The 14,010-nt window shown below is 29.4% G+C and carries 13 protein-coding genes and 1 riboswitch; of the genes, 10 read left to right on the top strand and 3 right to left on the bottom strand.

Annotated elements, in window-relative coordinates:
• Positions 1 to 151: 151 nt before the first annotated feature.
• Both I4U66_RS10755 and I4U66_RS10750 read right to left on the bottom strand, forming a co-directional pair.
• Entirely contained in the window at positions 152 to 805 is a 654-nt protein-coding gene (locus tag I4U66_RS10755; RefSeq protein ID WP_092921992.1) for a deoxynucleoside kinase, read from the bottom strand.
• Positions 793 to 1,461, bottom strand: a complete 669-nt coding sequence (locus I4U66_RS10750; protein WP_092921995.1) for a deoxynucleoside kinase — start codon at positions 1,459 to 1,461, stop codon at positions 793 to 795. Before I4U66_RS10750 ends, I4U66_RS10755 begins: the two co-directional genes overlap by 13 nt.
• A 175-nt stretch (positions 1,462 to 1,636) precedes the next feature.
• On the opposite strand from I4U66_RS10750, the gene I4U66_RS10745 reads away from it, so the two are divergent.
• From I4U66_RS10745 to groL, 4 genes are all read left to right on the top strand, one after another.
• A complete protein-coding gene (locus I4U66_RS10745; protein WP_092921998.1) occupies positions 1,637 to 2,512 on the top strand; it encodes a DNA-3-methyladenine glycosylase family protein in 876 nt (291 codons plus the stop codon).
• 16 nt (positions 2,513 to 2,528) lie between these two features.
• Positions 2,529 to 4,019, top strand: coding sequence for a cardiolipin synthase (gene cls / locus I4U66_RS10740; RefSeq protein ID WP_195238487.1), 1,491 nt, complete (start codon positions 2,529 to 2,531; stop codon positions 4,017 to 4,019).
• A gap of 154 nt (positions 4,020 to 4,173) precedes the next feature.
• Entirely contained in the window at positions 4,174 to 4,458 is a 285-nt protein-coding gene (locus tag I4U66_RS10735; RefSeq protein WP_092922004.1) for a co-chaperone GroES, read from the top strand.
• Positions 4,459 to 4,476: 18 nt separating this feature from the next.
• On the top strand, positions 4,477 to 6,102 hold the full coding sequence (gene groL, locus I4U66_RS10730; RefSeq protein ID WP_195238489.1) for a chaperonin GroEL: 1,626 nt from the start codon (positions 4,477 to 4,479) through the stop codon (positions 6,100 to 6,102).
• Positions 6,103 to 6,204: 102 nt separating this feature from the next.
• On the opposite strand, the gene I4U66_RS10725 is transcribed toward groL, so the two are convergent.
• Complete coding sequence (locus I4U66_RS10725) at positions 6,205 to 6,741, bottom strand: hypothetical protein (RefSeq protein WP_195238491.1); 537 nt, start codon at positions 6,739 to 6,741, stop codon at positions 6,205 to 6,207.
• A gap of 445 nt (positions 6,742 to 7,186) precedes the next feature.
• Here I4U66_RS10725 and larB point away from each other — a divergent pair, with 445 nt between their 5' ends.
• The 6 genes from larB to I4U66_RS10695 all read left to right on the top strand — a co-directional run bounded on the left by larB (position 7,187) and on the right by I4U66_RS10695 (position 14,002).
• Positions 7,187 to 7,930 carry a nickel pincer cofactor biosynthesis protein LarB gene (larB, locus tag I4U66_RS10720; protein ID WP_166506087.1) on the top strand — a complete coding sequence of 248 codons (744 nt, stop codon included), beginning with the start codon at positions 7,187 to 7,189 and terminating at the stop codon, positions 7,928 to 7,930.
• A gap of 30 nt (positions 7,931 to 7,960) precedes the next feature.
• On the top strand, positions 7,961 to 8,695 hold the full coding sequence (locus I4U66_RS14845) for a LarC family nickel insertion protein (RefSeq protein ID WP_195928862.1): 735 nt from the start codon (positions 7,961 to 7,963) through the stop codon (positions 8,693 to 8,695).
• A 29-nt stretch (positions 8,696 to 8,724) separates the two neighbouring features.
• Positions 8,725 to 9,144 carry a nickel insertion protein gene (gene larC / locus I4U66_RS14840; RefSeq protein ID WP_195238495.1) on the top strand — a complete coding sequence of 140 codons (420 nt, stop codon included), beginning with the start codon at positions 8,725 to 8,727 and terminating at the stop codon, positions 9,142 to 9,144.
• A gap of 47 nt (positions 9,145 to 9,191) precedes the next feature.
• Positions 9,192 to 9,293, top strand: a riboswitch (purine riboswitch).
• Between the two features lie 214 nt (positions 9,294 to 9,507).
• A complete protein-coding gene (gene guaB, locus I4U66_RS10705; RefSeq protein WP_092922022.1) occupies positions 9,508 to 10,971 on the top strand; it encodes an IMP dehydrogenase in 1,464 nt (487 codons plus the stop codon).
• 1 nt (position 10,972) lies between these two features.
• On the top strand, positions 10,973 to 12,505 hold the full coding sequence (gene guaA / locus I4U66_RS10700; RefSeq protein WP_092922026.1) for a glutamine-hydrolyzing GMP synthase: 1,533 nt from the start codon (positions 10,973 to 10,975) through the stop codon (positions 12,503 to 12,505).
• Positions 12,506 to 12,664: 159 nt separating this feature from the next.
• The gene (locus tag I4U66_RS10695) at positions 12,665 to 14,002 is read left to right on the top strand and encodes an NCS2 family permease (protein ID WP_092922028.1); all 1,338 of its coding nucleotides are present in this window, start codon (positions 12,665 to 12,667) and stop codon (positions 14,000 to 14,002) included.
• Positions 14,003 to 14,010: the final 8 nt, after the last annotated feature.

Below are 14,010 nucleotides of genomic sequence, written 5' to 3'. Positions count from 1 at the left end.
ATATTAATACTATAAAAATAATATTATTTTTTATAGTATTAATATTTTTGAAAAATGTAACTGTCTAATATTATTAAAATATTATCAAATAGTTTACTTTAAATATATACTGAATTAAAGATTGTTCATATAAAAAGGAATGTAGTTTATACTACATTCCTAAAATTCTCTTTATTTCATGGCATAACATATCTACATGCTCTGGATTATTTACTAAATCTACCTTATCTATATTTACATATAGCACAGGTGACTGATCATATTCAGCTATCCATTTTTCATATCTGTTGTGAAGGTTCTTCCAATATTCTATATCAACGGCTTTTTCCATTTCACGACCCCTAAGCCCTATTCTATGAACTATAGTATCTATAGAACCATCTAAGTATATCATTAAGTCAGGTCTTCTAAGGTGAGGAACCATGTCATTAAATAAATCCCTATAAGTTATATAATCTCTTTTAGTCATTTTCCCATTATCATATAAATTTCTAGCGAATATTTCTACATCTTCATATATACTTCTGTCTTGTATATTGTTTAACCCATTACAGTCTATTTCCTTTTGTTGTTTAAATCTTTGGGCTAAGAAATATAACTGAAGGTGGAATCCCCATTTTTTTTGATCTTTATAGAAATCCTCTAAGTATGGATTTCCATCAACCTTTTCAAAATGAGTTTCAAAATTTAATTTTTCACCAATTATCTTTGTTAAAGTTGATTTTCCTGCACCAACATTTCCTGCCACTGTTATGAATAAGTCCCTATTTAGAGGCTTATTACATTGATTTACTAAATTAAACATGCTGTTTCTCCTTCTAATGCCTTTATTGCATTTTCTACTTTATCTATTATAAATTGTCTATCTTCTTCTTTATTTAAGAAATCTAGGTTTGAATTATCTATTTCAATTATCAATGGCTCTTTACCTACAAAGTTATGCTTTATAGATAAAGGGTTAAAATAATATTTATATTCTGTGCTTAGCTCATGTATATAATTTCTATCCATTTGTCTTTCAAAGCTTCTATCTCTCATAGCTATCCTTTTCATTAAGACATCTGTATTAGAGTTTAAGTAGATAACTATATCTGGTTGAGGCAAATCATTTACAAATATATTGTACATTTGCTTATATCTATGGAATTGATTATTATCAAGTGTTATACCAGCAAATATAAGATTTTTTATTATATGGTAATCACTAACAACTCCATGAGACTTATTTAATTGATTTTTTTCTATATCTTCTAATTGTTTTACCCTATTAAATAGAAAAAATGCTTCTGTTTGTAAAGCATATTCTTTAATATCAGTATAAAATTTTGATAAAAAAGGATTCTCTTCTACAATTTCTCTAAGAAGAGTATAACCGAAATGTTCATTAAGTATAGTTGCTAAAGTAGTTTTCCCAACACCGATAGGCCCCTCTATAGCAATAAATATTCCTCTATTTTTCATATGAAATCACCTTCTAAAAATAATATCTTTTGTATTTTATCAGAAAAAAATTTTAAATTCTACTCTAGAATTTTTAGGAAAAATTTGATAGATAGAATATAAGAAGATTTAATTTATATAAAATATGGGTAAATTAGTATTATTAAGAATAATCATAAAAAAGGAGTATATATAAATGAAGGTTTATGAAGAAAATAATACAGTAATATTAGAAGGTGTAGCAGATTTTAATCCTAAGCATATATTTGAATGTGGGCAATGCTTTAGATGGCATAAAGAAGCAGATAACTCATATACTGGAGTTGCAAAAGGTAGAGTGATAAATGTATCTGAAAAAGACAATAAAATATACTTAGATAATACAAATTTAAAGGATTTTGAAGAGATTTGGTATAATTACTTTGATTTGGGAACAAATTACACAGATATAAAAAATACTTTAAAAAACATGGATGAACATTTAAATAAGGCATCTGAGTTTGGTTATGGTATAAGGATATTAAAACAAGATGGATGGGAAATGTTGATTTCATTTATAATATCTTCTAATAATAGGATCCCAATGATACAAAAAGCAATAGAAAATCTATCAAGAAATTATGGAACTTATATTGGAAATTATAGAGGTAAGGATTATTATGCTTTTCCAACACCAGAAGAATTAAACAAAGCTTCGCAAGAAGAAATAAGAGCATGTCAGACTGGGTTTAGAGATAAATACATAAAAAGTACAACTGAGAGTGTAATAAAAGATAATGAAAATATATCTGGATATACAAGTTTAAGTACTGATGATTGCATAAAAGAATTAAAAAAATTTAATGGAGTAGGACCAAAGGTAGCGGACTGTATAGCTTTATTTGGAATGCAAAAGTATGATACTTTCCCTGTTGATGTATGGGTAAAAAGAGTTATGCAAGAATTTTATGTAAGTGAAGATATGAGCTTACCTAAAATGAGAACTTATGCTATTGATAAGTTTGGTAATTTGGCTGGGTTTGCACAACAATATTTATTCTATTATGCAAGGGAGCTTGGTATAGGCAGATAAAGATGAGGTAGAAATTATGAGTATTGGAGTTTTTTTGTTTTTAAGCTACTTAACCATATCATATATTGTTGGGGCGATTATTTCTATGTCAATAATACTTGAGAATAGAGATCCTGCTAGAACTGTTACATGGTTACTCATTTTTATATTACTTCCAGGAATAGGTTTAGTTATATATGCTATATTAGGGAGAAATATGAGGAAGAGGAAATTATTTAAAACACAAAAGCTAGCAAGTAGTATAAGAGAAGGAAAGATATTTGAAAATCTAGAGCGAATAGAGGAAATTGCAAATATAGAACAAAGTACAATTAATACAAATCAATTATTAAATGAAAATATAGAAGACTATAGCAAAAAAAGGGTAATAAGTTTACTACTTAATACAGGAAAACTTCCATTTACGACGAATAATAAAGTAAGTGTATATATTGATGGAAATGAAAAATTTAAAAATCTTCTAGAAGACATAAAAAATGCAAAAAATCATATACATTTAGAGTACTTCATTATAAAAGATAGTGAAATAGGAAGAGAATTAAAAGATTTATTAATCAAAAAATCCAATGAGGGTGTAAAGATAAGAATATTATATGACGATGTAGGATGTTGGAGGTTTTGGTTTTACAGAAAGTTTTTTAATGAAATGAAGGAAAATGGAATAGAAATAGTAGCATTCTTACCAGCTAAATTTCCATTGACAGGTGGAAAGCTAAATTATAGAAATCATAGAAAGATAGCTATAATAGATGGGAAAATTGGATACACTGGTGGAATAAATATAGGGGATGAATATATGGGTAAGAACAAAAAGTTTGGATACTGGAGAGATACCCATATAAAAATAGAAGGAACCTCAGTGTATATGTTACAAATGATATTCTTAACAGATTGGTACTATACAACAAAAGAGATAATAACAGAAGATAAATATTTCCCAAGTCCTCAAAGATGTGGTAATAGTATGGTTCAAATAATAGCTAGTGGACCTGATAGTGATTGGGAATCTATACGATATGCTTATTTCTCAGCTATTTGCCAAGCTAAAAAAAGTATTTATATAGAAACTCCTTATTTTATACCAGATGAAAGTATACTTATAGCACTTAAAAGTGCAGCTCTAAGTGGAGTTGATGTAAGGATAGTATTCCCGAAGATAGCTGATCATAAGATGGTCAACAATGCTTCTTACTCATACTTTGATGATATATTAAAGTCAGGAGGTAAAGTCTACTTATATACAAAGGGATTTATACATTCTAAGATAATGACAATAGATGATAAAATAGCATCTACAGGGTCTGCAAATATGGATTTAAGAAGTTTTATGCTTAATTTTGAAATAAATGCATTTATATATGACAAAAAAATTGTAGAAAGAATGAATAAAGATTTTTTTGAGGATTTAAATAATAGTGAAGAGTTAACATTAGAGGAATTTTCTAAGCGAAAATTAGGTAAAAAGGTTAGAGAATCAATAGCTAGGTTGTTCTCGCCTATATTATAAAATTTAACAAAAACTATTGAAAAATATGGGAAGTTAATATATTATAATAATTGTTAGCACTCTAACCTAAAGAGTGATAACAATTATTTTGTTTATAATATATTTCAAATATTAGAATTTTTACATATTTACAATTCATTTAGGAGGGAAAAATATGAAAATAAGACCATTAGCTGACAGAGTAGTTATTAAGATGTTAGAAGCAGAAGAAAAAACTGCAAGTGGTATAGTTTTACCAGGAGCTGCTAAAGAAAAGCCACAAATGGCTGAAGTTTTAGAAGTAGGACCAGGTGGAATAGTTGACGGAAAAGAAATAGTTATGGAATTAAAAGTTGGAGATAAAGTTTTATTCCAAAAATATGCAGGAACAGAAGTTAAAATAGATGGGCAAGAGTACACAATATTAAGACAAAGTGAAATACTAGCAGTAGTTGAATAATAATAGGAGGGGATAGAAATGGCTAAAGAAATAAAATTCGCACAAGATTCAAGAAAAGCTTTAGAAAATGGTGTTAACAAATTAGCAGATACAGTTAAGGTTACATTAGGACCTAAAGGAAGAAATGTTATATTAGATAAGAAATTTGGTGCACCTCTTATAACTAATGATGGTGTTACAATAGCTAAGGAAATAGAGTTAGAAGATAGATTTGAAAATATGGGAGCTCAATTAGTTAAAGAAGTTGCCACTAAGACTAATGATGTAGCTGGAGATGGTACTACAACTGCAACAGTACTTGCTCAAGCTATAATAAGAGAAGGGCTAAAAAACGTAACTGCTGGAGCTAACCCAGTATTATTAAGAAAAGGTATACAAAAAGCTGTTGAAGTAGCAGTTGAAGAATTAAAGAAACAATCAAGAACTATAGAAACTAAAGAATCTATATCTCAAGTTGCTTCTATATCTGCTGGAGACGAAGAAGTTGGTAAGTTAATAGCAGAAGCTATGGAAATAGTAGGAAAAGATGGAGTTATAACAGTTGAAGAATCTAAAACTATGCATACAGAATTAGATGCTGTTGAAGGTATGCAATTTGATAGAGGATTTGTATCTGCTTACATGGTAACAGATGTAGATAAGATGGAAGCTGTATTAAATGATCCATATATATTAATAACAGATAGAAAAATATCTAATATACAAGACATATTACCAGTTCTTGAGCAAATAGTTCAACAAGGTAAGAAGTTATTAATAATAGCTGAAGATGTAGATGGAGAAGCATTATCTACATTAGTAGTTAATAAATTAAGAGGAACATTTGAAGTTGTTGCTGTTAAAGCTCCAGGATTTGGAGATAGAAGAAAAGCAATGCTTGAAGATATAGCTATACTTACAGGAGGAACTGTTATATCTGACGAATTAGGATATGACTTAAAAGAAGCTGACTTAACTATGTTAGGTAGAGCTGGTTCTGTAAAAGTTACTAAAGAAAGTACTACAATAGTAGATGGATTTGGTGATAAGGTAGCTATAGAAAACAGAGTTAATCAAATAAAACATCAAGTAGAAGAAACTACTTCTGAATTTGATACAGAAAAGTTAATGGAAAGATTAGCTAAACTTGCTGGTGGAGTAGCTGTAATAAAGGTTGGAGCTGCTACAGAAGTTGAAATGAAAGAAAGAAAATTAAGAATAGAAGATGCACTTAACGCTACAAGAGCGGCTGTAGAAGAAGGTATAGTTGCTGGTGGTGGTACTGCATTGGTAAGTGTTATACCAGTTGTAGATAAATTAATAGAGACACTAGAAGGTGAAGTACAATTAGGTGCTAAAATAATAAGAAAATCATTAGAAGAGCCATTAAGACAAATAGCTATAAATGCAGGTCTTGAAGGTGCTGTAATAATACAAAAAGTAATAAATGAAGATGCTGAAGTCGGATTTGATGCTTTAAATGAAAGATATGTAAATATGATAGAAACTGGTATAGTTGACCCAACTAAAGTTACTAGAAGTGCATTACAAAATGCTTCTTCTATAGCTGGAGTATTTTTAACTACTGAGGCTGCTGTTGCAGACCTTCCAGAAAATGATGCTCCAATGCCAGGAATGGGTGGAGCAATGCCGGGAATGATGTAAATATAATTTACAAAAATATGAAAAGCTACCTCAATATTGAGGTAGCTTTTTGCTAATTAAATTTTTATTGCAAATGAACTATATGTGTAAAGTGTATGTATGCTAGATTTTTAGATTTATATATTTATCCTTTAAATTATCTTTATATAGATTTCTTAAATTATTTATAGTATCAGTATCTAGATTTGTTTTATTTATTAATGTAGCTTGATTAATATTAAAATAAGTAATAAAGTAATGATTAGACTCAAATACTTTATAAATCTGGTTATATTTAATCTTTATTTCACCTTCAAATACTGAATTATTAACTATTATAAAATCATTATAAAAATCTAATGTTTCTTGAGTATTAAATATCCCAGTAGCATCAGTTTTAATCCTTTTATTAATTCTTGATTCAATACGAATAAGTATCAGAGATACAAATATAAATGATAATAATATAAATATAATAAAGAAACTTTTTAAAGAGAAAGAGCCTTCACTATATATACAAAACATAGATATAGAAAAAAGCAATAAAATCATCTTGAAAATAGCAAATTTATCTTTGAAAAATGTTGATATGTACAGAAAATGCCTATAATCTTCTTTACTCAGGTTTGATTCTATTGTAAATAATTTAGATGTATTCATAAAAAACCTCATTTCTTTAGCTATATACAAGTACATTATATAATCAAATTCAATAGATTACAAATGAGTAAATAGTAAAGAGATTAATAATCAAATTAGCTTGAAATAGAAATGAGCACATATAAAAATGATAAATTAAATAATTTAAAATGAAGTAGGTTATGAATACAATCTTCATCATACATAAAATTAGGATTATGTATTACACAACAGTCTTTATTTAAGTCAGATTGATAACCGAGAAAGAAGAAAGTACTTTGATAATGGAAATAAATTTTGATTCTATAAATAAAATAATTGAATCCATTTAACATGGAAAGCTAAATATAATGGTTCTTATTTTTGGATGAAAAATAACAGCAAATGAACGAATTATAATTATGGAAAAATAATATATATACGGATATAATTTAAAGTATAAATTATAAAGTGAAAGGGGTAGTTTATGGACTTAAGGGAGTTATTAAGTGAGTTTAAAAATGATAATATAGACATAGAAGAAGCGTTAGATAAGTTAAAAAAGCTACCCTATGAAGATTTAGGGTATGCCAATATAGATCATCACAGGCAAATAAGAAATGGATACCCAGAAGTAATTTACTGTGAAGGTAAAAATGATGAGCAAATAATAGGTATTATAGAAAAGATGTATGAAAAAGGATCTAACATATTAGGTACTAGATGTAGATTAGAAACATATGAGAAAATCAAATCTATATATGATAATTGTGAATATGATAAAACATGCAAGATCCTAAAGATAAACAATCATCCTATAGAAAATAAGGGAAAAGGAAAAATATTAGTTGTTACAGGTGGAACTTCTGATATACCAGTAGCAGATGAAGTATATCATACTGCTAAGTTCTTAGGTAATGATGTTGGGAGAATATATGATGTAGGTGTGGCAGGAATACATAGACTGTTATATAGGACAGAAGAGTTACAGAGTGCAAGGGTAATAGTAGTAGTTGCTGGTATGGAAGGTGCTTTACCTAGTGTAGTAGGAGGACTTGTAGATGTACCAGTTATAGCAGTTCCAACTTCAGTTGGGTATGGTGCAAACTTTAATGGCTTATCAGCTCTTTTAACTATGTTAAATAGTTGTGCATCGGGAATATCAGTAGTAAATATAGACAATGGATTTGGTGCAGGATACTTGGCATCTATGATAAATAAATTAGATTAGAAACGGCAATTAACGTTAAGGAGTTGTATTATGGGAGAAAGAATACTTTATTTAGACTTGGTTAATGGTATTTCAGGAGATATGACCATATCAAGTTTGTTAGATTTAGGGGTGCCTAAAGAAATATTCTTAGAAGAAATTAATAAACTAAATATAAAAGAAGAATTTGAAATTAAGATTACACCTAAAAATGAAAGTGGAATACTTGGAACGAATGTAGATGTTATAACTAAAGAAAATAATCCACATAGGCATTTAGTAGATATATTTGAAATTATAGATTCTAGTTACTTAAGTGATAAGGTAAAAGAAATGGCTAAGAAAGTATTTCTTGTAATAGGTGAAGCTGAGGCTAAAGTACATGGAACGACTATAGATAAAATACACTTTCATGAAGTGGGAGCAATAGATTCTATAGTTGATATAGTAGGTTCATGTATTTTAATAGATCTACTTTGTATAGATAAGATATATGCAAGTACTGTTCCTCTTGGGTCAGGATTTGTAAAATGCGACCATGGTGTTATGCCAGTACCAGCACCAGCAACATTAGAAATATTAAAAGGTGTACCAGTTAAGTTAAATAATGTGAAGGGTGAATGCACAACTCCAACAGGAGCAGGTATAATAAAGGCATTATGTAATGATTTTGTAGATGATATAGAGTTTGAAGTGAATAAAGTAGGGTATGGAATAGGATATAAGAAGTTTGAAGTACCAAATATGCTAAGAAGTATTTTAGGTATAAAAAAAAACAGGAAATAGTATATGAAATAACTACTAATATTGACGACATGTCATCAGAGGTATATTCGCACTTATACAATAAAATATTACAAGAAGGAGCTCTAGATATATATACTGAGAGTATATATATGAAGAAGAATAGACCAGCAGTAAAATTATCGGTTATATGTAAAGAAGATGATTTAGAAAAAATAACCGAACATTTACTAAAAGAAACATCTACTTTTGGAGTGAGATATTCTAAGTATAATAGAGTGACATTAAAAAGGGAATTTCGAAAAATCGAAACTATTTATGGTAAAGTATCTGTAAAGCTTGGGTACTACAAAGGAAATTTAATAAAAGTAACACCTGAGTATGAAGATTGCATAAAAATAGCAGATAATTACGGGATATCGTTTACAAAAATTCTTCTAGAAATAAACAATATTATATATAAAGAATTTAATATAAAGATATTGACATAAATAATAAATTTTGATAAATTAGGATTTAACCTAAAGAAATTATTTATAAATGAATACATACCATCACTCGTATATACTCAGAAATATGGTCTGAGAGTTTCTACCGAGATACCGTAAATATCTTGACTATGAGTGAAATTATTATCACAGAATATCATATAAAGTAAACTTGTAGGCTGATTAAAATCCTTACAGGTTGGCTAGAACAGATATTTTGGAAACCTGTATAGTAATTTCACTTTTATGAGAAGTAAGATGAAGTTATTATGCAGGTTTTTTTGTATACATTTATAACACGAATAAATGATTAAAAAAATGGAAATAAAATTCGTATAAATAAAAAATAAAGGGAGGAGAACTACCATGGCAACTATACTAAAAGAAGGCTTAACTTTTGATGATGTTTTATTAGTTCCTCAAAAATCTGAGGTATTACCTAAAGATGTTAAATTAGAGACTTATTTAACTAAAGAAATAAAATTAAATATTCCTCTAATGAGTGCAGGAATGGATACTGTTACTGAATCTAAAATGGCTATATCTATGGCTAGACAAGGTGGAATAGGAATAATACACAAAAATATGTCAATAGAAGAACAAGCATTAGAGGTTGATAAAGTAAAGAGAAGTGAAAGTGGTGTAATAGTAGATCCTTTCTACTTATCAAAAGACCATTGTATACAAGATGCAGATGATATAATGGCTAGATATAAAATTTCTGGGGTACCTATAGTAGATGAAAATAATAAGCTAATAGGAATAATAACTAACAGAGATATAAAATTTGAAGATGATATGACTAAGAGTATAGAGGAAGCTATGACTAAAGAAAACTTAGTAACGGCTAAGGAAGGAATCGATTTAGTTGAAGCTCAACAAATACTTAAAAAGCATAAAATAGAAAAGCTACCTATAGTAGACGAAGAAGGTCGTTTAAAAGGATTAATAACTATAAAAGATATAGAAAAGAAAATACAATACCCAAATTCTGCTAAGGATGCTCATGGAAGACTTTTATGTGGTGCAGCTGTCGGAATAAGCGCAGACTTATTAGATAGAGTAGATGCATTAGTTAAGGCTAATGTAGATGTTATAGTATTAGATAGTGCACATGGACATTCAAAGGGAGTTATGGATGCAGTTAAAAAAGTAAAAAATGCTCATCCACAGCTTCAAGTTATAGCAGGAAATGTAGCAACACCAGAAGCAACAGAAGATTTAATAAAAGCTGGAGCAGACTGTGTAAAGGTTGGTATAGGACCAGGATCAATATGTACTACAAGAGTAGTAGCAGGTATAGGGGTACCACAATTAACAGCTGTAATAGATTGTGCAGAAGTTGGTAAAAAATATGGAGTGCCTGTAATAGCAGATGGAGGAATTAAATTCTCAGGAGATATAGTTAAAGCATTAGCAGGTGGAGCAGCAGTATGTATGATGGGATCAATGTTTGCTGGAACTGAAGAAAGTCCAGGAGAAACAGTTCTTTATAGAGGTAGATCATACAAAACTTATAGAGGAATGGGCTCTATAGGGGCAATGGAAAGAGGATCAAAGGATAGATATTTCCAAAATGATGCTAAGAAATTAGTTCCAGAAGGTGTTGAAGGAATGGTTCCTTACAAAGGCAAAGCAGAAGATATAATATTCCAAATGATAGGTGGAATAAGAGCTGGTATGGGATACTGTGGAGCACCTACATTAAAAGATTTAGCAGATAATGCTCAATTTGTTAAGATAACAGCAGCATCTTTAAAAGAAAGTCATCCACATGATATAACAATAAGCAAAGAAGCACCAAACTATAGTATGCAAGGGGAGATATAATATGAAGCATGAATTAGTACTTGTTGTTGACTTCGGAGGTCAATACAATCAATTAATAGCAAGAAGAGTAAGAGAAAATAACGTATATTGTGAAATAATACCATATACGACTCCTATAGAGAAAATAAAAGAAAAAAATCCAAAGGGTATAATATTTACAGGAGGACCTAATAGTGCATATTTAGAAGATTCTCCTAAGATAGCTAAGGAAATATTTGAAATAGGTGTACCAATACTTGGAATATGCTATGGTATACAAGTAATGGCTCACATATTAGGTGGTAATGTAAGAAAAGGAAATACTAGTGAAAAAGAGTATGGAAAAACATCAATAACTTATGAAAAGTCAGCTATATTTGAAGGTATAACTACAAGTACAGTATGGATGAGTCATACAGACTTAATAGATGTTTTACCAGAAGGGTTCAAGTCAATAGCTTACACTGCTGATTGTCCAGTAGCAGCTATGGAAAATGCTGAACTGAACTTATATGGAGTGCAATTCCATCCAGAAGTTGAACATTGTTTAGAAGGAGATATGGTTCTTAAAAACTTCTTATACAATGTATGTAAGGTAAGTGGAGATTGGACAACAGATTCTTTCATATCAGATAAAATAAAAGAATTAAAGGAAACAATCGGAGATAAAAAAGTTTTATGTGCATTAAGTGGTGGAGTTGACTCATCAGTTGCTGCAGTACTTGTTCATAGAGCTATAGGAGATAACTTAACTTGTGTATTCGTTGACCATGGTTTACTTAGAAAAAATGAAGGTGACGATGTAGAAAGAATATTCAGAGATAAGTTTGACATGAACTTAATAAGAGTAAATTGTGAAGATAGATTCTTAGGAAAATTAAAAGGGATAACTGAACCAGAAGCTAAGAGAAAAATAATAGGTGAAGAATTCATAAGAGTATTCGAAGAAGAATCTTCAAAGCTAGGAAAAATGGACTTCTTAGTACAAGGAACTATATATCCAGACGTAGTAGAAAGTGGACATGGAGAAGCTGCTACTATAAAATCTCACCACAATGTAGGTGGAATACCTGAAGATATAGAGTTCCAAATAGTAGAACCATTAAGAGAATTATTCAAAGATGAAGTTAGAAAAATAGGTTTAGAACTTGGAATAGATGAAGCTTTAATATTCAGACATCCATTCCCAGGACCAGGTCTTGGTATAAGAGTTATAGGAGAAGTTACTAAAGAAAGATGTGATATCTTAAGAGAAGCTGATGCTATATATATGGATGAATTAAAAAAGGCTGGATTATACAAAGAAATATGGCAAGCATTCGCTACTTTACCAGATGTTAAAACTGTTGGAGTTATGGGTGATGAAAGAACTTATGCTTATTTAGTAGGTTTAAGAGCTGTTACATCTTCTGATGGAATGACTTCTGATTGGTATAAAATGCCATATGATGTTTTAGAGAAAATATCAAATAGAATAGTTAATGAAGTTGATGGAGCAAATAGAGTTGTTTATGATATAACTTCTAAGCCTCCAGGAACTATAGAATGGGAATAAGATTATAATATAATTACTTCATATACACTTTACATTATAAAAATAAAAGGCTATAAGCCTTTTATTTTTATAAAACTATCGACAAAATATTACATTATAAAATAAAAAATAATATAAAATTGAAAAGATTCTGAAATATTAATTATAGGAGGCGTATAAATGAAAAATACGGTAAAAAATAACCAAGGAAAAGTTAATGTTTTAGAAAAAATATTTAAGCTTAGCGAAAATAATTCAAATGTTAAAACAGAAGTATTAGCAGGAATTACTACATTTATGACAATTGCATATATATTAGTTGTAAATCCTACAATACTAGGACAAGCGGGTATGGACAAGGGAGCTGTTTTTACAGCCACGGCAATAGCATCGGCAATAGGATGCTTAATAATGGGATTACTTGCTAATTACCCAATAATATTAGCGCCAAGTATGGGTATAAATGCATTCTTTACTTATACAGTAGTTTTAGGTATGGGATATAGTTGGCAATTTGCTTTATGTGCAATGTTTATAGAAGGTATCATATTTGTTTTATTAACAATAACTAATGTCAGAGAAAAAATAATAGAGTGTATGCCAGATGTTTTAAAACATGCTATAACAGCTGGAATAGGTTTATTTATAACATTTATCGGATTTGTTAATGCAGGAATAATCCAACAAGGTGGAGCAATTATATCTCTTGGAAATGTAAAGTCTCCAACAGTTATACTTGCTATAGTTGGCTTAATAATTGCTGCAACATTATTAATAAGAAAAGTAAATGGAGCATTCTTAATATCCATAATAATAACATCAATAATAGGTATGATATTTGCAATAGTTCCTATGCCCCAAGGAGTTATAGATGTACCACCATCTATACAACCAGTATTTATGAAAGTTTTTGAAGTAGGAAAATCAGATATTTTTAGCTTAGATATGTTAGTGATAGTATTAACTCTTTTATTTGTAAATATGTTTGACTCTATAGGATTTTTATTAGGTATAGCTGATAGAGCAAATTTAATAGATGAAAATGGAAATATGCCAGGGGTAAAAAAAGCATTATTAGCTGAATCAGTTTCAACTACTATATCTTCAGTGTTAGGGACATCTACACTTGCTACTACAGTAGAAAGTGGTGCTGGCATAGCCGTAGGTGGTAGAACTGGATTAACTGCAATTGTCACAGCAATACTATTTTTTATATCATTATTCTTTGCACCTTTATTTACATCAATACCAGCTCAAGCTACAGCTCCAGTACTTATACTAGTTGGGTTTATGATGGCAAGTTCTATAATTAGAATAAACTTTGATGATTTAACAGATGCAATACCAGCATTTATAACATTTATAGTAATGCCTTTATCGTATAGTGTTGCAGATGGGATAATGTTTGGGATAATATCTTATACAGTATTAAAATTATTATCAGGAAAAAAAGATGAAGCAAAAACATCCTTAATAATATTATCAATAGTATTTATATTAAAATTTGCACTACTATAAAATCAATA

This window comes from Romboutsia sp. D33t1_170424_H2 (assembly GCF_015669105.1).
GTDB lineage: Bacteria > Bacillota > Clostridia > Peptostreptococcales > Peptostreptococcaceae > Romboutsia_C > Romboutsia_C hominis.
Note: the sequence above shows the minus strand (reverse complement) of the source record. Positions and strands in the feature narration are given on the sequence as shown.